Here is a 24,028-nt window from a genome sequence, read left to right on the forward strand (position 1 = left end):
ATGAGGTATCAGTTGAAGCCGATCATGCTCAACGAAGACAACGACGGCCGCAGCTCGATCGAGTGCCAGTCCGATGTCTTTCCGCTGTCGCCCGCGCAGCTCGGAATGTGGTACGCGCAGCATGTCGACCCTGAGGTCCCCATCAACATCGCGCAGTTCGTGGACCTGCGTGGCCCGCTCGATCTGCAGATTCTCGACGACGCCAGCCAGATCGGATCCGCCGAGTTCGGCACCGGGTTCCTCCGCCTGATCGAGGTGGACGGCACCCCGCAACAGGTGATCGACCTGACGATCGACGACCATGTCGGTTACCAGGACTTCCGCGGCTACGAGAACCCGGAACGTGCCGCGCAGGACTGGATGCAGGCCGAATTCAGCGCACCGATCGACCTGCTCGAGGACCGCCTCATCGCCGCGGTCGTGCTGCAGATCGAGGACGAGCGGTACTTCTGGTACTCCCGCGTGCATCACATCGCGCTCGACGGCTTCGGTGCGATGGCCTACATGACCCGCGTCGCCGAGCTCTACTCGACGCTGATCGAGGGGCACGAGCCCACCCCGTCCAAGGCGAGCACGCTGCGCAGCCTCTACGAATCGGAGGTCGCGTACCGCGAGAGCACCCGGTTCCAGTCCGACGCCGCCTACTGGGCCGACCGCGTCAAGGGCATGGAGGAGGGCACCAGCCTGACCGAGCGGACCGCGCCGCCCGCCGCGCTCAACGGCATCGCGAGCGCGGCGCTGTCCGCCGGCACCGAGGCGCTGATGGCCGAATCGGTGGCCCGGCACGACTCCTCGCCGTCGGGGATGCTCATCGCGGCGTTCGCCGCGTACCTGGCCCAGATGACCGATGCCGGCGACGTGATCCTCAGCCTGCCGGTGACGGCTCGGACGACGGCCTCGATGCGCAAGTCCGGCGGCATGCTCTCCAACGTGGTCCCGCTGCGGCTGCACGTTGGCACGGGCACGACCGTCGAAGAGCTGCTCAAGTCCGTTCAGGTCGCGGTCGCCGGGGCGCTGCGCCACCAGCGGTACCGTCACGAGGACATCCGGCGCGATTCGTCCAACAGCACGATGCAGCGCGAATTGCTCGGCCCGTTGGTCAACATCATGTTGTTCCACAACGAGCTCGCCCTCGGTCCCGTCGTCGGTGAGCTCAGCATTCTGTCCACCGGCACGGTGGAGGACCTGGCCGTCAACTTCTACCAGAGCGTCGCAGGCACCCGGACGCACGTCGATTTCGAGACCAACCCGAACCTGTACACCGAGGAGCAGGCGAAGGGGCACCACGACCGGTTCCTCGCCTTCTTCGATCAGTTCCTCGCCGCGGACCCGGCCCAGCGGGTGTGGGACCTGACCGTCACCACCGAGGCCGAGCGGACCCTCGCACTGTCGGGTTGGAACGCCACCGATCGGGTGGTCGAGGACGGCACGTTGGTGTCGATGTTCGACGCTCAGGTGGTGCGGTCGCCCGGTGCGGTCGCATTGTCGTTCGACGGCGAGTCGGTGACCTACTCGGATTTCGATTCTCGGGTCAATCGCCTTGCGCGACATCTGATCTCCATCGGTGTCGGTCCGGAATCGTTGGTGGCGTTGGCGATGCGTCGGTCGATCGATCTGTTGGTCGGTGTGTACGCGGTGGTCAAGGCCGGTGGTGCGTACGTGCCGGTGGACCCGGATCAGCCAGCGGATCGAATCGGGAACATCCTCGACACCGCCGAGCCCGCGTGCGTTCTCTCGACGTCGCGTGACGAGTTCACGGCCCCGGGGGCTGAGGTCGTCGAGATCGACGCGGTCGACCTGGCGTCGTTCTCGGATGCGCCGGTGTCGGATGTGGATCGGTTGGCGCCGTTGGTGCCGTCCAATACGGCGTATGTGATTTTCACGTCGGGTTCGACGGGTCGGCCCAAGGGTGTGGCGGTTTCGCATGCGGCGATCGTGAATCGTCTGTTGTGGATGCAGGGCGAGTACGGGCTGTCGGCTGATGATGTGGTGTTGCAGAAGACTCCGGTGACCTTCGATGTGTCGGTGTGGGAGTTGTTCTGGCCGTTGCAGGTTGGTGCCCGGATGGTGATCGCGGTGCCGGATGGTCATCGGGATCCGGCGTATCTGGCTCGGGTGATCGTGGAGGAGTCGGTGTCGACGGCGCATTTTGTGCCGTCGATGTTGGCGGTGTTCGTGGCGGAGCCGTCGGTGGTGGAGGCGGTGTCGTTGCGGCGGGTGTTCGCTTCGGGTGAGGCGTTGCCTGCGCAGACGGCGGCGTTGTTGCGTGAGGTGTTGCCGTCGTCGCGTTTGCACAATCTGTATGGGCCGACGGAGGCCGCGGTGGACGTGACCTTCCATGAGGTCACTGCGGCGGATGAGGTGTCGGTGCCGATCGGTGCGCCGGTGTGGAACACGCAGGTGTTCGTGTTGGATTCGCGGTTGCGGCCGGTGCCGGTGGGGGTGCCGGGTGAGTTGTATCTGGCGGGTGTGCAGTTGGCCCGCGGGTATGTGGGTCGCAGTGACCTGACGTCGGATCGGTTCGTGGCGAACCCGTTCGGGGCGTCCGGTGAACGGATGTACCGGACTGGTGACCTGGTGTCCTGGAACGACTCCGGCGAGCTGGACTACATCGGCCGCACCGACTTCCAGGTGAAGTTGCGCGGTCTGCGGATCGAGCTCGGCGAGATCGAGGCGGTGCTTTGTGCGCTGCCCGAGGTGGCGCAGTGTGTGGTCGTGGTGCGCGCGGATTCGGCGGCCGGCGAGCAGTTGGTCGGCTACGTGGTGCCGTCGGCGGGCGCCGTGCTGGACGTCGACGAGCTGCGATCCGCAGTCGAGCGTGTGCTGCCGGCATACATGGTGCCGTCGGCGTTGACGGTGCTGGAGGCGTTCCCGCTCAACGCCAGTGGCAAGTTGGATCGCAAGGCGCTGCCCGCGCCCGTGTTCACGCTCGGTGAGCGGGCCTATCGTGCCCCGCGGACTCCCGCGGAGGAGATCGTCGCCTCGGTGTTCGCGGACGTGCTCGACGCGGATCAGGTGGGCCTGGACGACAACTTCTTCGAGCTGGGCGGTAACTCGCTCAACGCCAACCACGTGGTCGCCCGGATTGGCGCGGCATTCGGCATCCGGCTCGGCGTGCGGACGCTGTTCGAGGCCCCGACCGTCGCGGCGATCACGGACCGGGCGGAGAAGGCCAGCGCCAAGGGGGAGCAGCGCCCGCAACTGGTGGCCAGGACTCGGCAGGAGCAGCTTCCGCTGTCGCTTGCGCAGCAGCGGATGTGGTTCCTCAATCAGTACGACACCGCAGCTGCCACCTACAACCTGCCGCTCGTCGTCCGGCTCGCCGGACGCACCGATGTGCCTGCCCTGCGCGCGGCCCTGCTCGACGTGCTCGGCCGGCATGAGGCGCTGCGCACGGTGTTCCCCGAGTCGGCGGCCGGCGTGTTCCAGGTGATCCTGCCCCTCGCAGAAGTGGACCTGGACGTGGTCGCGCAGGAGGTGACCGAGGACGAACTGGCGACTCGGCTCACGGACTTCGCGTCCCTCGGATTCGACGTGGCGGAGGAGATCCCCTTCCGGGTGCGACTGTTCGCGGTCGGGGCGGACGAACTCGCCGTTGCGTTGGTCGTTCACCATATTGCCGCGGACGGCATGTCGTGGGCGGTTCTGGCTCGTGACGTGATGACGGCTTACACCGCCCGGGCCACGGGTGTGGCACCGGACTGGGCGCCGCTGCGAGTGCAGTACGCGGACTACAGCGTCTGGCAGCGCGAGGTGCTCGGATCCGAGGACGATCCGAACTCGTTGTCCGCCAAGCAGATCAGCCACTGGCGTGAGGTGCTGGCGGGGCTGCCCGACCAGCTGGACCTGTCCATGGACCGACCCCGCCCGGTTGTCCAGTCCTTCGACGGCGGCCGGGTCCGCTTCACCATCGAGGAGGACACGGTCCGGGCGCTGGGCGCGCTGGCCCGGGCCCAGGGCGTCACCGCCTTCATGGTTGTGCACGCGGCGCTGAGCGTGCTGTTGGCACGCCTCAGCGGTACCACCGACATCGCGGTCGGTACCCCGGTCGCCGGTCGAGGCGAGCAGGCACTCGACGACGTCATCGGCATGTTCGTCAACACCCTGGTGCTGCGCACCGAGGTAGATGCCGGTTCGTCCTTCGTCGATCTGCTTGCCCGCGTCCGCGACGTCGACCTGGCCGCATTCTCCAATGCCGACGTGCCTTTCGAGCAACTCGTCCAGGTGCTCAACCCGGCGCGCTCGACCTCCCGGCACCCGCTGTTCCAGGTGGCGCTGTCGTTCGAGAACATGGGCGCGACCACCCTCGAGCTCCCGGGGCTGTCGGTGTCCGCCAGCGAGGTCGAGGTCGATCTGTCCAAGTTCGACCTGCAGTTGACCCTGCGCGGCGGTTCCGATTCCGTAATGGACGCCGAATTCATTTACGCCACAGATCTGTTCGACGAGTCGACGGTGTCCGGATTCGCGGAGCGGTTCGTCCGGATCCTCCGGTCGGCGCTGCGCGAGCCCAGTCGCCCGGTCGGTGACATCGAGATCCTCTCCGGCGAGGAGCGAATCGACCTGTTGAGCCGCTCCGGCCGTGAGGGGGAGCCCGAGCGGCTCTTGCCTGACATCCTCCAGAGTGCTGCAGCCGCGAATCCGACCGGTGTCGCCGTGTCCGATCAGGGGCGTGAACTGACCTACCATGACCTCGACGAGGCGTCGTCGAGGCTGGCCCGGCTGTTGATCACCCGCGGCGCAGGGCCCGAGACCACAGTTGCCGTCGCGCTGACCCGGTCGCTCGAATCCGTGCTGGCGGTGTGGGCGGTGGCCAAGACCGGTGCCGCGTTCGTGCCGGTCGACCCGAACTACCCGATCGACCGTATTGCCTACATGATCGAGGACTCGTCTGCCGTCGTCGGCGTCACCGTCGACACCTTCCTCGGTCAGTTGCCCTCTGGCATCGCGTGGCTGGCGCTCGGAACAGACGCAGTCGAGGACGAACTCGCCGCACTGGCACTGACACCGGTGGGCGACCCGGACCGGGTGCGTCCGCTGCAGTTCGCCAACGTCGCCTACCTGATCTACACGTCGGGCTCCACCGGCAGGCCGAAGGGCGTCGCGGTCACACACGACGGGCTGGCCGCCGTCGTTGCCGATCAGCGCGCGTCCTTCGGTACGACGCGCGATTCACGGATCCTGCACTTCGTATCACCGAGCTTCGACGTGTCCATCTACGAGATGCTGCTGGCTTACGGCTCGGGCGGCACCGTCGTGATTGCTCCGCCGACGATCTACGGCGGTGCCGAACTCGCCGAGCTCATGCGGCGCGAGCGGGTGACACATGCATCGGTCACCCCGGCCGCGCTGGCCGCGGTCGACCCGTCGGACCTGACCGACCTGCGCATGGTGATGGTCGCCGGCGAGGCATGCCCGCCGGAACTGGTCGCCAGGTGGAGTCCTGTCTGTGACTTCGTCAACGGTTACGGTCCCACGGAAGCAACGATCATCGCCACCACCACCGGACCGCTCGCGGTCGGTCAGCCGATCACCATCGGCGGCCCGGTGACGGGCGTCCGCGCACTGGTGCTGGACGGTCGCCTGCGTGCGGTTCCGGTCGGTGTCGTCGGTGAGTTGTACCTGGCGGGGCCGGCGTTGGCTCGTGGTTACCGGGGTCGGCCGGGGTTGACGGCGGACCGGTTTGTGGCGGATCCCACCGGGGTGGTGGGTGATCGGATGTACCGGACCGGTGATCTGGTGCGGTGGACTGCCGATGGTGATCTGGACTACCTGGGTCGTAGTGACTTCCAGGTGAAGGTGCGTGGGTTCCGGATCGAGCTCGGTGAGATCGATGCGGCGCTGTCGGCGCTGTCGGGTGTGGAGTTCGCGGTCACCGTGGGTCACCAGGGTGTGGGTGGGACGACGTCGTTGGTGTCGTATGTGCTCGGTTCGGACGGGGTCGTTCTGGAGCCGGCTGCGTTGAAGGCGGCGTTGGCGGAGTCGTTGCCCGGGCACATGGTGCCTGCGGTGGTGATGGTGCTCGACGGGATTCCGTTGACTCCGGTCGGGAAGCTGGACCGGAAGGCGTTGCCCGCACCGGTTTTCGAGGCGACCGCGTATCGGGCTCCGTCGACGCGTGAGGAGGAGCTTGTCGCGACCGTGTTCGCCGAGGTGCTCGGTCTCGAGCGGGTCGGTTTGGACGACGACTTCTTCGAGCTCGGTGGCAACTCGCTGATCGCCACGCAGGTGACGGCGCGACTGGGTGCCGCACTGGACACCGTCGTCCCGGTTCGACTGCTCTTCGAGGCGGCGACCGTCGAGGCACTCGCCGCCCGCGTCGAGGACCTGGCCGGAGTCGGCCGCAAGGCGTTGGCAGCGGGCCCCCGCCCGGACCTGATTCCGTTGTCCGCCGCGCAGCAGCGGATGTGGTTCCTCAACAAGTTCGATCCCGAGTCGACCGCGTACAACCTGCCGTTGGCCCTTTCTCTCTCGGGTGAGTTGGACGTCGCTGCGCTGCGCTCCGCTATCGCCGACGTCATCGGTAGGCACGAGTCGCTGCGGACGTTGTTCCCAGAGGTCGATTCGGTCCCGCGGCAAATGATCCTGGACGCCGAAGACGTCGCTCCCGAGCTCGCACCGGTCGTCGTCGCGGCCTCCGAAATGCCCCAGACGCTGGTCGGCTTCTTCTCCAAGGGCTTCGACGTCACCGTGCAGGTTCCGCTGCGCGTCGCCCTGTTCCGGGTGGCCGGTGCGGACGGCGCCGCCGGCGAGTTCGTGCTGGCGATGGTGGTGCACCACATCAGTGGTGACGGCTGGTCGATGGCGCCCCTGGCCCGCGATGTGATGGTCGCCTACTCGGCGCGGACGCAGGGCGTCGAGCCCGCGTGGGTGCCGCTGCCGGTGCAGTACGCCGACTTCGCGCTGTGGCAGCATGAGCTGCTCGGCTCCGAGGACGACCCGGAGTCCTTGTCGGTGACGCAGCTCGACCACTGGAAGTCCGTGCTGTCGGGATTGCCGGACCAGCTGGACCTGCCGGCCGATCGGCAGCGGCCCGCGGTTGCCTCGTATCGGGGCGCCACGAACCGCTTCACGCTGGCGCCGTCGCTGCAGCGGGAACTGCATCGGGTCGCTCGCGAGCAGGGCGCGACCCTGTTCATGGTCGTGCACGCGGCCCTGTCGGTGTTGCTTGCCAGGCTCTCCGGAACCACGGACATCGCGGTCGGTACCCCGGTGGCAGGCCGTGGTGACGCGGCGCTCGACGATCTCGTCGGCATGTTCGTCAACACCCTGGTACTGCGCACCGAGGTGGACCCCGGTGCGAGCTTTGCGGAGGTGCTCGCCCGGGCCAAGGAGACCGACTTGGCTGCCCTCGGCAATGCCGACGTCCCGTTCGAGCGGTTGGTGGAGGTGCTGTCCCCGGCGCGCTCGCAGGCACGTCACCCCTTGTTCCAGGTGTCGCTGGCCTTCCAGAACCAGCGACAGACCGAGTTGGAACTCCCCGGACTCAGCATCCGTGCGCTGGAGTACGACGAGCAGGTCGCAAAGTTCGACCTTCAGCTCGACCTGACTGAGTCCTTTGACAGTGCAGATGAGTTCGCTGGGATCGTCACCGAACTGACCTATGCGACCGACCTGTTCGACGAGCCGTCCATGCGGGCGTTCGAGAACCGGTGGGTGCGAGTGCTCGAGGCGGTGGTGGCCGATATCGCCGTCGTCGTCGGCGACATCGACCTGCTCGAGCCCGTCGAGCGGGAATCCCTGCTGTCGTCGTGGAACTCCTCCGGAGTCGACGAGGGTGTCGACGCGACCCTGGTCGAGGCATTCGATGCCGCGGCAGTGGTTCGTCCCGATGCCGTCGCTGTTCGGTTCGACGGTGCGTCCCTGACGTACCGGGAGCTCGATGCGCGGGCCAACCAGCTGGCACGCGAGTTGATCACGATGGGTGTGGGACCGGAGACGCTCGCGGCGGTGGCGCTGCCGAGGTCTGCGGACCTGGTGGTGGCGTTGCTCGCGGTGCTCAAGGCCGGTGGTGGGTACCTGCCGGTGGATCCGACGTATCCGGCGGACCGGATCGCGTTCATGCTCGCCGACGCGGCACCGGTGTGCGTGGTGACCACGGTCGGCCGTGAGATGGATCTGCCGACTGACCTGCCGGTCGTCGAGATCGACGTGGTGGACGTGTCGTCGCATTCGTCGGCCGCAGTGCAGGATTCGGACCGAATCGCGCCGCTGCGCCCGGCCAACGTGGCCTACGTGATCTACACGTCGGGGTCTACGGGACGCCCGAAGGGCGTGCAGGTGCCGCATCGGACGGTGACCCGTCTGATGCGCAACACCGAGGGCCGGTTCGGATTCGATTCCTCCGACGTGTGGACGATGTTCCACAGCTATGCATTCGACTTCTCGGTGTGGGAACTGTGGGGTCCGCTGCTGTACGGCGGGACGCTGGTGGTTGTCGACTACTACACGTCGCGTTCGCCGGAGCAGTTCCTCGACCTCCTGGCCCGCGAGCGGGTGACGGTGCTGAACCAGACTCCGTCGGCGTTCTACCAGCTGGCGGAGGCCGATCGGCGGAACCCGGCCGAGCTCGCGCTGCGTTACGTGATCTTCGGTGGTGAGGCGCTCGAGCTGCCTCGGCTGTCCGACTGGTACCGGCGCCGCGGCGAGACCCCGGTGCTGGTGAACATGTACGGCATCACCGAGACCACCGTGCACGTGTCGTTCCGGGCGCTCGACGCCAGGACGGTCGCGGAGGCCGCCGGCAGCGTCGTCGGTCAGGCGATCGCCGGCCTGCAGGTCTTCGTGCTCGATCACCGGCTGCGGCCGGTGCCGATCGGAGTTCCCGGTGAGATGTATGTGGCCGGCGTTCAGTTGGCGCGCGGCTACCTGGGCCGGCCGGATCTGTCCGCAATTCGTTTTGTCGCCAACCCGTTCGGATCGGGCCGGCTCTACCGATCCGGTGACCTCGCTCGGTGGAACCGCAACGGGGAGCTCGAGTACCTGGGACGTGCCGACGACCAGGTGAAGGTGCGCGGCTTCCGAATCGAGCTCGGCGAGATCGAGGCCGCGCTGCTGGCGGAGCCGGGCGTGGCACAGGTGGCGGTGATCGTGCGCGAGGATACCGCCGATTCGGCCCGGATCGTGGCGTACCTGGTGCCCGAGGAGACCACCGGTCTGGATGTGCGGGCGGTGCGCGAGGGATTGGCCGGCGTGCTGCCCGAGTACATGGTTCCGTCGAACTTCGTTGTACTCGAAGAGATTCCGCTGACCGTGAACGGCAAGCTCGATCGGCGAGCGCTGCCCGCGCCTGCCGTGGAAGTACGCGAGTTCCGTGCCCCCGTGTCGACGAGCGAGGTCGTCGTGGCCGGGGTGTTCGCGGAGGTGCTCGGACTCGACCGGGCGGGTCTGGACGACGACTTCTTCGACCTCGGCGGCAACTCACTGATCGCGGCGCAGGTCGCCGCGCGGATCGGTGCGGCACTGGAGACCAAGGTGCCGGTGCGCGTCCTGTTCGAGGCGCCCACCGTGGCGGGACTGGCCGGCGCTGTCGACGCGCTGGCCGGTGGCGGAGCCATGCCCGCACTGGTCGCGCAGCCTCGGCCGGAACGGGTTCCGCTCTCCCCGGCCCAGTCACGGATGTGGTTCCTGAACCAGTTCGACACCGCATCCGCGGTGAACAACATTCCGGCGGCGATTCGACTCTCGGGCCCCATCGACGCCGCGGCCCTGCAGGCCGCAGTGGCGGACCTGGTGGATCGCCACGAGATCCTGCGGACCCGTTACCCCGAGACCGTCGACGGTCCGATCCAGGTCGTCGTTCCCACCGAGCAGTCCGTCCCGGACCTTGCGCCGACCCCACTGGCGGAGGATGACCTCTTCGCGGAGATCCTGCGCGAGGCCGGCACCGGCTTCGACGTCACCGTCGAGGTCCCGCTGCGCGTCCGACTGTTCGTCCTCGAACCCGGCATCGAACACGTGCTGGTGTTCGTCGTGCACCACATCGCAGGCGACGGGTTCTCGATGCGGCCGCTGATGCGTGACCTGATGGTCGCCTACTCGGCCCGAGTCGCCGGTCAGCAGCCGGGTTGGGCCCCACTGGCCGTGCAGTACGCCGACTACGCGCTGTGGCAGCGCGGGGTTCTCGGCTCGGAGGACGACCCGGAGTCGTTGGCGGCGAAGCAGATCGACTACTGGAAGTCCGCGCTGTCCGGGTTGCCGGACCAGCTGGACCTGCCGAGTGACCGGCCGCGGCCTGCGGTTGCCTCGGGCCGTGGTGCAGCGCACCACCTCACGGTCGACGCCGACCTGCACGCGGCACTGGCCGGTCTGGCCCGGGACCGCGGCGTGACGATGTTCATGGTCGTGCACGCGGCGCTGTCCGCGTTGTTGGCACGGCTCTCGGGAACCAGCGACATCGCGGTCGGAGCGCCGATCGCCGGTCGCGGCGAGGCGGCGCTGGACGATCTCGTCGGCATGTTCGTCAACACCCTGGTGCTGCGCACCGAGGTGGATTCCGGTGCGCCATTCGCCGAGTTGCTCGATAGGACCAGGTCGGTCGATCTCGCCGCGTTCGGGAATGCCGACGTACCGTTCGAGCGATTGGTGGACGTCCTGTCCCCGACCCGCTCGCAGGCGCGGGCCCCGCTGGCGCAGGTCGCGCTCTCCTTCCAGAACCTGGGGCTCCCCGGTCTCGAACTGCCCGGTCTGACGGTGACCCAGGTCGAGTTCGACGCGCACGTGGCCAAGGTCGACCTGCAGGTGACGGTGTCGGAGTCGATCGACGAGGCCGGCGTCCCCGCCGGGCTGGCGGTCGAACTCGGCTACGCCACAGACCTGTTCGACGAGGCCACGGTGGCCGGGTTCGGTGGTCGACTGGTTCGGGTGCTGGCGGCCGTGGCCTCCGTCCCGGAGGTCGTCGTCGGCGACATCGACATCCTCGACGACACGGAACGCGCCACCCTTCCGGTTCGCACCGGTGGGGCCGATGTCGAGCCGAGGAACTTGGCGGACGTGCTGACCACCGCGGTGGCGCTGCGGCCGTCGGCCGTCGCCCTGACCTTGTCGGGCGTCGACGTCACCTATCAGGAACTCGACGAGCGGTCGTCACGGCTGGCTCGCGTCCTGATCGAGGCCGGTGCCGGGCCGGAGACCGCGGTCGCGATCGCGATACCCCGTTCGATCGAATCCGTCCTCGCGGTCTGGGCCGTCGCCAAGTCCGGTGCCGCGTTCGTGCCGGTCGACCCGAAGTATCCGACCGACCGTGTCACCCACATGGTGACGGATTGCGGTGCGGTGCTTGGTGTCACGATCGGTGCACATGTCGAGGGGCTGCCCGCTTCGGTGCCGTGGCTGGTGCTCGACGGCGACGAGATGGACAGCCGATGCGCGAGCATGTCGCCAGCGCCGATCGCCGACGCCGACCGACTCCGCCCGCTGCGGGTGACGAACCCCGCCTACATCATCTACACGTCGGGTTCGACGGGGTTGCCCAAGGGCGTGGTCGTCAGCCACACCGGTCTGGCGAACTTCAGCGTCTACCAGCAGGCGGACTACTGGATCTCGGCCGACGACCGGACGCTGCACATCGGGTCGCCCAGCTTCGACATCTCCGTCAACGAGATGCTCCTCGCCGCGGGCGCCGGCGCGACGCTGGTCATCGCGCCGACCACCGTGTACGGCGGCGCCGACCTCGTCGACCTGCTGCGCCGCGAACGGGTGACCCACGTGATGATGACCCCGGCCGCGCTCGCCAGCGTCGAGCCGGAGGAGTTGCCGGACCTGAGGGTGGTCGGTGTCGGTGGTGAGGCCTGCCCGCCGGAGTTGATGGCACGCTGGGCCGACGACCACATCTTCCTCAACGGCTACGGTCCGACCGAGGCCACCATCGTCGTCACGACCACCGCCCCACTGGTCCCCGGAAAGCCGATCACACTGGGACCCCCGGTGCGCGGAGTGCGGGCGATGGTGCTGGACGGTCGCCTGCGTGCGGTTCCGGTCGGTGTCGTCGGTGAGTTGTACCTGGCGGGGCCGGCGTTGGCTCGTGGTTACCGGGGTCGGCCGGGGTTGACGGCGGACCGGTTTGTGGCGGATCCCACCGGGGTGGTGGGTGATCGGATGTACCGGACCGGTGATCTGGTGCGGTGGACTGCCGATGGTGATCTGGACTACCTGGGTCGTAGTGACTTCCAGGTGAAGGTGCGTGGGTTCCGGATCGAGCTCGGTGAGATCGATGCGGCGCTGTCGGCGCTGTCGGGTGTGGAGTTCGCGGTCACCGTGGGTCACCAGGGTGTGGGTGGGACGACGTCGTTGGTGTCGTATGTGCTCGGTTCGGACGGGGTCGTTCTGGAGCCGGCTGCGTTGAAGGCGGCGTTGGCGGAGTCGTTGCCCGGGCACATGGTGCCTGCGGTGGTGATGGTGCTCGACGGGATTCCGTTGACTCCGGTCGGGAAGCTGGACCGGAAGGCGTTGCCCGCACCGGTTTTCGAGGCGACCGCGTATCGGGCTCCGTCGACGCGTGAGGAGGAGCTTGTCGCGACCGTGTTCGCCGAGGTGCTCGGTCTCGAGCGGGTCGGTTTGGACGACGACTTCTTCGAGCTCGGTGGCAACTCGCTGATCGCCACGCAGGTGACGGCGCGACTGGGTGCCGCATTCGAGGCCCGGGTGCCGGTGCGACTGCTGTTCGAGGCGACGACCGTCGCCGCTCTGGCGTCCGCAGTCGCAGGCCTCGCGGGCAGTGGAGCGCGTCCGGAACTGGTGGCCCAGCCCCGGCCGGAACGGATTCCGCTGTCGCTGGCGCAGCAGCGGATGTGGTTCCTCAACCGATTCGACCCGCAGTCGGTTGCCTACAACATCCCGATGGCGATTCGACTGACCGGCGCGCTCGACATCGCGGTGCTGGAGGTCGCACTCGCGGACGTGGCCGCGCGGCACGAGTCGCTGCGTACCCACTACCCGGAGACCGAGGACGGCCCGATTCAGGTCATCGCGGCGCCCGCGGACGCGGTCCCGGCTCTGACCCAGATCCGGGTGGACTCCGAGGAACTGCCCCAGCGGCTGTACGAACTCGCGACCACCCGGTTCGACGTGACGGCAGAGATCCCGCTTCGGATCGCCCTGTTCCAGCTGTCGGCGACCGAGTACGTCCTGGCCGCGGTCATCCATCACGTCGCGGCAGACGGTTCGTCGATCGCGCCGTTCGTCGGTGACATCATGACCGCGTACACCTCCCGGCTCGGCGGGACTGCGCCTGCCTGGGTGGAGCTTCCGGTGCAGTACGCCGATTACGCGCTCTGGCAGCGACGGGTACTCGGGGACGAATCGGATCCGCGGTCGGTGGCCGGGCAGCAGCTCGACTTCTGGCAGCGCACGCTCGCCGGCAGCCCCGACCAGCTCGACCTTCCGAGTGACCGGCCCCGGCCCGCCGTGCGGTCCAACCGGGGCGGCCGGGTGGTCTTCGAGCTGGACAGGCAGCTGCACAAGGACCTTGCCGAGTTCGCTCGCGGCGAGGGGGCCACGGTCTTCATGGCCACCCACACCGCGCTGGCGGTGCTGCTGGCCCGGCTGTCCGGAACCGACGACATCTCTGTCGGCACACCGACGGCCGGTCGCGGCGAGGCCGCGATGGACGGGTTGATCGGCATGTTCGTCAACACCCTCGTCCTGCGAACCGCGGTGGACGGCGGCAAGTCCTTCGCCGAGCTGTTGGCCACGGTGAAGGATGCGGACCTCGCGGCCTTCGGCAACGCCGACGTGCCGTTCGAACGCCTCGTGGAGGTCCTCAACCCCACCCGGTCCACGGCCCGGCACCCGCTGTTCCAGGTCGGGTTCTCGTTTCAGAACCTCGCACAGACGAGTCTGGAACTGCCCAGTCTCACAGTGTCGGCACTGGACGTGGACAACGGCATCACCCAGTTCGACCTGCAGCTGTTCCTCGTCGAACGATTCGCCGCCGACGGTTCTCCCGACGGTGTCGAGGCGCTGTTCCACTTCGCCACGGACCTTTTCGACCAGCAGACGGTCGAGCGCTTTGCGGACCGGTTCGTGCGGGTGCTCGAGGTCGGAGTCGCGAAGCCGGACACCGCAGTCGGCGACATCGAGGTCCTCGACGAGGCCGAACGCACGCAGGTGCTGACGGGCTGGAACGAGACCCGTGCGGACGTCGCGGACCAGACCCTGGCCGATCTCTACCGTGCCCAGGCCTTGGCGACCCCGGATACACCGGCGCTGTGGTTCGACGGCACGGAACTGAGCTACCGCGAGTTCGACGCGCGCGTCAACCGCGTCGCCCGCGCGCTGATCGAGCTCGGCGTGGGACCGGAATCCCTGGTCGTCCTCGCCATGCGTCGGTCGATCGACCTGGTGGTCGGCATGTACGCGGTGGTCCAGGCCGGTGGCGCCTACGTGCCGGTCGATCCCGACCAGCCGGCGGAACGGACCGGTCACATCCTGGAGACCGCGGCACCGGTCTGCGTATTGTCCACCGCGCGAGATGATTTCCGCGATGCAGGGGACAGGTCTGTCCTTTTCCTGGACAGCGCCGACCTGACCGGATTCCCCGCCGGACCGGTGCAGGCCGCCGAGCGGATCCGTCCGCTGCGTCCGGAGCACCCGGCGTACGTGATCTTCACCTCCGGCTCGACCGGCAAGCCCAAGGGCGTCGCGGTCAGTCATTCCGCGATCGTCAACCAGTTGGTGTGGAAGAACAACGCTTTCGGGCTCGACGGGTCGGATTCGGTGCTGCTCAAGACCGCGGCGACCTTCGACCTGTCGGTGTGGGAGTTCTGGTCCCCGCTGGTCTCCGGTGGCCGGATGGTCATCGCAAAGCCGGGCGGCCAGCAGGATCCCGGCTACCTGCTGGACCTACTGCGTGCCCAGCGGGTGACCACGCTGCACGCGGTGCCCTCGACGGTGTCGATGCTCTCGGCGGCGGCTTCCGGTGCGGCGTTGTCTGATTCGCTGCGTCGCGTGCTCGCGATCGGCGAAGCATTGCCCGCTGCCGCGGCGCAGGACTTCCTGGCGGCGAACGCTGCCCGCCTGTTCAACCTGTACGGCCCGACCGAGGCCGCGGTGTCGGTGACTGCGCACGAGGTCACCGACGCCGATATCGCGTCGGTGCCGATCGGCGTCCCGGAGTGGAACACCCGAGTGTTCGTGCTCGACGGTCGCCTGAACCCGGTTCCCGTTGGGGTCGCGGGGGAGCTCTACCTGGCCGGAGCGCAGCTCGCACGGGGCTACCACGGCCGTGCGGACCTCACCGCGGATCGCTTCGTGGCCAACCCGTTCGGGGCATCGGGTGAGCGGATGTACCGCACCGGCGACCTGGTCAGTTGGCGCCAGGACGGCGAACTCGAATACCTCGAGCGCGGCGACTTCCAGGTCAAGGTGCGCGGCTTCCGGATCGAGCTCGGTGAGATCGAGTCCGCCCTCACCCGAGAGGCGTCGGTCGCCGCCGCCGTGGTGACCGCGCGATCGGACGAGCGCACCGGGGACCGTCTGGTGGCGTACCTGGTGCCTGCCGCCGGTGCGGTGCTCGACACCGCCGACCTGAAGGCCGCCGTGGCGGGGGCGTTGCCGAGCTACATGGTTCCGGCGGCATTCGTGGTCCTCGAGGCGCTGCCGCTGAACATCAACGGCAAGATCGACCGAAAGGCGCTGCCGGAGCCCGAGTTCGAGGCTGCGGAGTTCCGGGAGCCCGGCACCGAGGCGGAACAGCTGGTGGCCGGTGTCTACGCCGACCTGCTCGGCCTCGACGCCGTCGGTCTCGATGACGACTTCTTCGCTCTCGGCGGCAACTCGCTGATCGCCACCCAGGTCGCCGCCCGGTTGGGCGCCGCGCGCGACACCCAGATCCCGGTGGCCTGGCTGTTCGAGGCCCCGACCGTGGTCGAGTTGGCCGCGCGGGTGCAGGCGCACGTCGGTGCAGGCGACCGGATCGCACTGGTGGCAGGGGAGCGTCCGGAACGGATCCCCCTCTCGCTGGCACAGCAGCGGATGTGGGTGCTCAACCGGATTGCTCCGGATTCGGCGGCCTACAACGTGCCGGCCGGCATCCGACTCACCGGGACCCTGGACCTGGCCGCGCTGCGGGCCGCGGTCGCGGACGTCTTCACCCGGCACGAGGTGCTGCGCACCGTGTACCCGGACGGGCCGGAAGGACCGTCGCAGGTGATCCTGCCGGTGACCGAGGTGGCCGTCGAGCTGGTCCCGATCGACGTCGACGAGGCCGGGTTGGTGACGGCCGCAGCCACGGAGATGGGCACCGGTTTCGATGTCACCGACGCGGTGCCGCTGCGCGTGCGCCTGTACCGGGTCAGTCCTACCGAGCATGTGTTGCTGGTGGTGGTTCACCACATCGCCGCGGACGGATTCTCGATGGCCCCGCTGGCTCGTGACGTGGTGCTGGCTTACTCGGCCCGCACGGCCGGGGCGGCGCCGGACTGGGCTCCGCTGGCAGTGCAGTACGCGGACTACAGCCTCTGGCAGCGCGCGGTGCTCGGCAACGAGGACGATCCCGACAGCCTGCTGGCCCGCCAGATCAACCACTGGCGCGAGGCGCTGGACGGAGTGCCGGACCAGCTCGACCTGCCGTCGGACCGACCCCGTCCGGCCGCGCAGACGTTCGCCGGTGACCGGGTCGCCTTCGAGATCCCCGCGACCACGCTCGAGGCTCTGCACGACTACGCCCGACGCCGGGGCGTCACCACGTTCATGGTCGTGCACGCGGCGCTGAGCGTGCTGCTGTCGCGGCTGTCCGGCACCACCGACATCGCCGTCGGCACCCCCGTCGCCGGTCGTGGCGAGCAGGCGCTCGACGACGTGATCGGTATGTTCGTCAACACCCTCGTGCTGCGCACCGAGGTCGACCCGGCCGTCGGGTTCGACGCCCTGCTCAGCCAGGTCCGCAGCCGAGACCTGGCGGCCTTCGGCCAGGCCGAAGTGCCGTTCGAGCAGCTGGTCCAGGCACTGAACCCGGCTCGGTCGACGGCCCGGCACCCGCTGTTCCAGGTGGCGCTCTCGTTCGAGAACATGGGCGAGTCCCAGATCGAGCTGCCCGGTCTGACGGTGTCCGCGGAGGACGCTCGGATCGGCGGCGCGAAGTTCGACCTGCAGTTGACCCTCCGGCCCGGTGCACAGCCGACCGAGATGCTGGCCGAGTTCGGCTACGCCACCGACCTTTTCGATGCGGCGACAGTGCGGGGCTTCGCGGACCGCTTCGTCCGGATCCTCGACGGCGCGCTGACCGATCCGCAGCGCCCGGTCGGTGATCTCGAGGTCCTCACCGTTTCGGAGCGGTCCGACCTGATCGCCCGCCATGACGCCGAGACCGTCGGGCGCCCCGGCGGGGCGTCGGGTGCGGTCGGCCCGCAGCTGATGCCGGACATCCTCGCGGCCGCTGCGGCTCTCGACCCCGCGGCGATCGCACTGGTCGGCGAGGACGGCGATCTCACCTACCGCGAGCTCGACGAGCGCTCCTCGCGCCTGGCGCGTGCGCTCCGCGAGTACGGTGCCGGCCCGGAGACGACCGTCGCGGTCGCCATCCGTCGTTCGGTGCACTCGATCCTGACGGTGTGGGCGGTGGCGAAGACCGGTGCCGCGTTCCTCCCGGTGGACCCGAACTACCCGGCGGACCGGATCACCCACATGGTCACCGACTCCGGCGCCGTGCTCGGTGTCACCACCGAGGCGTATCTGCCGACGCTGCCCGCGTCCGTGCAGTGGCTGGCGCTCGAGACACTGGAGGAGGGTGCGGCCGCGCAGTCCGCGGCTCCGGTCACCGACGCGGACCGGACCCGGCCGCTCCGGCCGCAGCATCCGTCGTACGTCATCTACACCTCCGGCTCGACCGGGTTGCCCAAGGGCGTCGTGGTCACGCACGAGGGACTGGCCAACCTGCGGGACCACCTGCGTTCGACGTTCCGGGCCGATGCGCGGTCCCGGACCCTGCACGTGGTCTCGCCGAGCTTCGACGTCTCCGTCTACGAGCTGTTGCTGGCATACGGCGTCGGCGCGACCATGGTGGTCACGCCGCCGGACGTCTGGGGCGGCGTCGAGCTGGCCGAGTTGCTTCGCCGTGAGCGGGTCACCACCATGGTGATCACGCCCGCCGCGCTGGCGACCGTCGACCACCGCGGCCTCGATGAACTCGTGACCGTCGCGGTCGCAGGTGAGGCCTGCCCGCCGGAGCTGATGGCGCGCTGGGCGCCCGGTCGGCGGTTCATCAACGCCTACGGTCCGACCGAGGCCACCGTCATCGCGACGCGCACCGACGCACTGACCCCGGGCCAGCACATCACCATCGGTAGGCCGACCGCGGGCATCCGCAGCACCATCCTCGATGGCCGGCTGCGTCCGGTGCCGGTTGGCGTCGTCGGTGAGCTCTACCTGTCCGGCCCGGGTCTGGCACGGGGCTACCGGGCCCGTCCGTCCCTGACCTCGGACCGCTTCGTCGCCGATCCGTTCGGTAAGCCCGGATCGCGGCTGTACCGCACCGGCGACCTGGCCCGCTGGACCGCGGACGGGGAAGTGGACTACCTGGGCCGCACCGACTTCCAAGTCAAGGTGCGAGGTTTCCGGATCGAGCTCGGCGAGATCGACGCGGCGCTGGCCCTCCAGCCCCAGATCGAATTCGCGGTCACCCTCGGCCACCCCGGACCGGCAGGTACCACCGTGCTGGTGTCCTACGTGAAGGCAGCGGGCGACGTCGACGTGGTCGCGCTCGAGGCGGCCGTCGCCCGGATCCTGCCGGCGCACATGGTGCCGGCGTCGATCATGGTTCTCGACGAGATCCCGCGTACTCCGGTGGGCAAGCTGGACCGGAAGGCGTTGCCGGAGCCCGTCTTCGCGGTTCGCGAGTTCGTTGCGCCGAGCACCGAAGCCGAGCGAGTCGTCGCGGAGGTCTTTGCCGACGTGCTCGATCTCGAGCAGGTCGGCGCCGCCGACGACTTCTTCGACCTCGGCGGCAACTCGCTGATCGCCACCCAGGTCACCGCGCGGCTTGGCGTGGCGTTCGACACCTCGGTGCCGGTCGTTACACTGTTCGACGCCTCGACGGTTGCCGGCCTGGCGAGGGCCGTGGAGCAGATCAGTGGTCGTGGTGCCCGGGCGGCGCTGGTCGCCCAGGAGCGCCCGGAGCGACTGCCACTGTCGCTGGCTCAGCAGCGGATGTGGTTCATCAACCGCTTCGAGCCCGACTCGGCGGCCTACAACATCCCGGTGGCGATCAGGCTCGCCGGCGACCTCGACACCGATGCGCTGCAGGCCGCGGTGGTGGACGTGCTCGAACGCCACGAGTCGCTGCGCACCGTCTACCCCGAGGTCGACGGCGAGGCCCAGCAACTCATTGTGCCTGCGGCACAGGCGGTCCCGGATCTGCGTCCGGTCGCCGTCGCCGAGGCGGAGATCTTCGAGCGCATCGTGGCAGTGTTGTCCGCGCCCTTCGACGTCACCGCCGAGGTACCGCTGCGCGCGGCGCTGTTCGAGGTCGGCGACCGGGACCACGTCCTGGTGCTCACCGTGCACCACATCAGCGGCGACGGCTGGTCCGTCGCACCGCTGACGCGTGACGTGATGGCTGCCTACGTCGCCCGCAGCGCCGGGCAGGCGCCTGCGTGGTCGCCGCTGGCCGTGCAGTACGCAGACTTCGCGCTGTGGCAGCGTCGGCTGCTCGGAGCCGAGGACGATCCGGACTCCCTGATCAGCGTCCAGTTGGACTACTGGCGGAGCGCTCTCGCAGGCGTGCCGGAGCTCCTGGAGCTTCCGACGGACCGGCCGCGTCCTGCAATCGCCAGCAACCGAGGGGCGCGGCTGCCCTTCGAGATCGATCACGGCCTGCGGACCGGTGTCGAGCGGATCGCCCGCGAACACAGCGCGACACCCTTCATGGTGCTGCACGCCGCCCTGGCGGTGCTGTTCGCCCGACTGTCCGGCAGCACCGACATCGCTGTCGGCGCCCCGATCGCGGGCCGCGGCGATGCGGCCCTCGACGACCTGGTCGGCATGTTCGTCAACACCCTGGTGCTGCGCACTCGGGTCGAGCCCTCCGACACCTTCGCGGAGGTCCTCGGGCGGGTTCGCGTCGGTGATCTCGGCGCATTCGGGAACGCCGACGTGCCGTTCGAACGGCTCGTGGAGTCTCTCGCCCCGACGAGGTCCCAGTCGTACTCGCCGCTGTTCCAGGTGTCGCTGACGTTGCAGAACCAGCAACAGACCGAGCTGGAATTGCCCGGACTGACTATCGGCGCCCTCGATCCGGGTGTGCGGGTGACCCAGTTCGACCTGGATCTGACGATCGGCGAGGCCATCTCGACCGACGGAGAGCCCGCAGGCATGGCTGCCGACTTCACCTACGCCACGGACCTGTTCGACGAGTCCACGGTGGCCGGTTTCGCCGACCGGTTCGTGCGTGTGCTCCGGGCCGCCGTCGCGGATCCGGAGTCCGTGGTCGGGGACGTCGACATGCTCGGGGCCGACGAGCGCGAGCGGGTGCTGCGGGAGTGGAACCAGACCGCGGTCGATCTCGGGCCCATGACGTTGATCGACCCGTTCGACGGCCAGGCGGCGCGCACCCCCGACTCGGTGGCCTTGGTGTTCGAGGGCGAAGAGCTGAGCTACCGCGAGTTCGATGAGCGGGCGAACCGATTGGCGCGCAGGCTGATCGCCGAAGGAGTCGGCCCCGAAGCGCTGGTCGGCCTCGCGGTGCGCCGCTCGGTGGAGCTGATGGTCGGCATGTACGCGATCGTCAAGGCGGGTGGCGCGTACGTCGCGATCGACCCCGACCACCCGGCCGAGCGCACCGAGTACGTGCTCGAGTCCGCGGCACCGGTGTGCGTGCTGACCACCAGCAGGGACCGGGGCTGCCTGGCGGCGGACCAGGCGGTGATCGTGATCGACGAGGCGGATCTGAGCGACTACGACGGCGCGCCGGTCGCCGACTCCGAACGGCGTTCGCCGTTGCGGCCGCAGAACACCGCCTACGTGATCTACACCTCGGGCTCGACCGGCAGGCCCAAGGGCGTCGCGGTCAGTCACGAGTCGATCGCGAACTACCTGGCGTGGCTCATCGACCGGTACTCGATGACCGCGGCGGATCGCGTGGTGCAGAAGGCCCCCGCCACGTTCGACGTGTCGTTGTGGGAGTGCTTCGCCGCCCTGCAGGTCGGTGGCCGCGTCGTGCTCGCCACGCCCGACGGGCACCGCGACCCCGAATACCTGGCGCGCCTGATCGGCGAGCAGTCGATCACGATCGCCGAGTTCGTCCCGTCGATGCTCAGCATGTTCCTGTCGGCCGGGGCGGCCTCGTCGCTGGAGTCGCTGCGGTACGTGATCGCCGGTGGCGAGGAACTCTCGCCCGCGTTGTTGCGGGACTTCGCCGCTGCGACCGGGACCAGCATCGACAACACCTACGGCCCCACCGAGACCACGGTCGGCATCATCTTCGAGCCGGACGTGGAACGTCTGGCCGGTGACCGGGTGACGGTGCCGATCGGCGGACCGAGCTGGAACGCCCGTGCGGTGGTGTTGGACACCCGCCTGCACCCGGTTGCGGTGGGTTCCGCTGGTGAGCTGTACCTGTCGGGAGTCCAGCTTGCTCGCGGCTATCTCGGCCGCGCGGATCTCACCGCGGAGCGGTTCGTGGCGGACCCGTTCGGTGACCCGGGCGAGCGGATGTACCGCACCGGCGACCTGGTGCGGTGGAACGCGGATGGTCAGCTGGAGTTCCTGGGCCGGACCGACTTCCAGGTCAAGCTGCGCGGACTGCGGATCGAGCTCGGTGAAATCGAGTCGGCGTTGATGCGGTCCGAGGCGGTGGCGCAGGCCGTCGTGACCGTGGTCCGCAGCCGGCACGCCGGTGAGCACCTGGTCGGCTACGTGAGCGCGCGACCGGGGGCGTCGGCTACGGCGTCCGAACTGCGCGCCGCAGTGGCGGCAGAACTGCCCGCGTACATGGTGCCGTCGCAGATCCTGGTGCTCGACGAGTTCCCGCTCAGCAGTGCGGGCAAGGTCGACCGCAAGGCGCTGCCGGAGCCGGACTTCACGACGGCGACCGTCGAGTTCCGCGAGCCCGGCACCGCCGCCGAGGTCGCGGTGGCGGCGGTGTTCGCGGAACTGCTCGGAGTCGAGCGTGTCGGCGCCGATGACGACTTCTTCGCTCTCGGTGGCAACTCGCTCCTGGCGATGCGACTCGTGTCGCGGGTCGATGCCGCGCTCGGCTGCGGGCTCGGTGTGCGTGCGGTGTTCGAGGCCTCGACGGTGGCCGGACTGGCCGAGCGGGCCGAGGCGGCCGCGGCGTCGTCCTCGGCGCCGGCCCTCGTCGCCCGGCCGCGGCCGGACCGTATCCCGTTGTCGTTGGCGCAGAACAGGATGTGGTTCCTCAATCAGTTCGATCCGTCCTCGTCCGCGTACACCATCCCGCTGGCGATCCGCTTGCAGGGCAGCCTCGACGTCGAGGCGCTCGACCTCGCGGTTCGTGACGTACTCGAACGGCACGAGTCGCTGCGGACCGTGTTCCCGCACGACGGTGAGGGACCGGTACAGGTGGTCGTGCCCGCGGACCAGGTCGAGCTCGACCTGGCGCCGGTGCGGGTCGACCCGCAGGACGTGTCTGCCCGGGTGATCGAGATCCTGGGCGCCGGTTTCGACGTGACCGCCGCGGTCCCCGTGCGGGGTGCGCTGCTCGATGTCGGATCCGACGAGTACGTGCTGTTGATGGCCGTCCATCACATCAGCGCGGACGGCGTCTCGACCGGGCCGATGGCTCGAGACCTGATGCTGGCCTATGCGTCTCGCACCGCCGGACAGCCCCCGGTGTGGGCGCCGCTGCCGGTGCAGTATGCCGACTTCACGCTGTGGCAGCACGAAGTGCTCGGTTCGGAGGACGACGCACAGTCACTGGCCGCGCGGCAGATCGCGTTCTGGAAGAATGCCCTTGCCGGCCTGCCGGACGTGCTCGAGCTGCCTACCGACCGGCCCCGTCCGGCCGTGTCGTCGGGCCGCGGAGCGCGGCTCGAGTTCGACATCGACGCCGAGCTCGCCTCGGGCATCGAGGCGTTGGCCCGTGCACACGGCGTCACCACATTCATGGTCGTGCACGCCGCGTACGCGGTGCTGTTGGCCCGGTTGACCGGCAGCGCAGACATCGCGATAGGCACGCCGATCGCGGGGCGCAGCGACGCCGCGCTGGACGAGTTGATCGGCATGTTCGTCAACACCCTGGTGCTGCGCACCGACGTTGCGTCCGACGTGGCCTTCGCTGAGTTGCTCGGCCAGGTCCGCATGGCCGACCTGGCGGCGTTCGAACACGCCGAGGTGCCCTTCGAGCGCCTCGTCGATGTGCTCAACCCGGCTCGCTCACAGTCCCATTCGCCGCTGTTCCAGGCGTCGATGACGTTCGAGTCCCGTACCGACACCAGCTTCGAGCTGCCTGATCTGACGATCAGCCCGGTGGCACACGAGGTCGAGGTGACGCAGTTCGATCTGACCCTGGTGATCGCCGAGGGGATCGACGAGACGAACGCGATGGGTGGCGCGTTGCGGTACGCCACCGACCTGTTCGACGCGGCGACCGTGTCCACCTTCGCGGAGCGGCTCGTGCGGATCCTGCGCGCCGTCGTCGTGGCGCCGGGGACACTGGTCGGTGACATCGAGCTGCTCGGCGAGGACGAGCTCGAGCGGGTGCTCTTCGACTGGAACGCCACCGACGAGCTGGTCGCACCGCAGACGCTGGTCGACCTGTTCGACGAGCAGGTCGCCCGCACGCCGGATGCGATCGCGCTCACCTTCGAGTCCGCCTCGCTGACCTACGCGGAGTTCGACGACCGGGTGAACCGGTTGGCGCGCCACCTCATCCGGATGGGCGTGGGCCCGGAGTCGATGGTGGCGATCGGGATTCGCCGCTCCCTCGAGATGATGATCGCGATCTACGCGGTGGTCCGGGCGGGCGCGGCCTATGTGCCACTGGATCCGGATCAGCCGGCCGAGCGGATCGGCCACATCCTCGACACGGCGAAGCCGGTGTGCGTGCTTTCCACGTCACGGGACGGCTTCGACCGCG

General features: G+C 68.9%; 1 protein-coding gene (cut by a window edge). It reads left to right on the top strand.

Going from position 1 to position 24,028, the window contains the following annotated elements; genetic code table 11:
* Nucleotides 1–24,028, top strand: the 5' portion of a protein-coding gene (locus tag ABIC28_RS01295; RefSeq protein ID WP_354577189.1) for a non-ribosomal peptide synthase/polyketide synthase. Its footprint extends 8,660 nt past the window's final position; the window shows 24,028 of its 32,688 coding nt (coding positions 1–24,028); its start codon is at nucleotides 1–3; its stop codon lies off the right edge, out of view.

This window comes from Rhodococcus sp. PvR044 (genome assembly GCF_040548995.1).
GTDB lineage: Bacteria > Actinomycetota > Actinomycetes > Mycobacteriales > Mycobacteriaceae > Rhodococcus_G > Rhodococcus_G oryzae.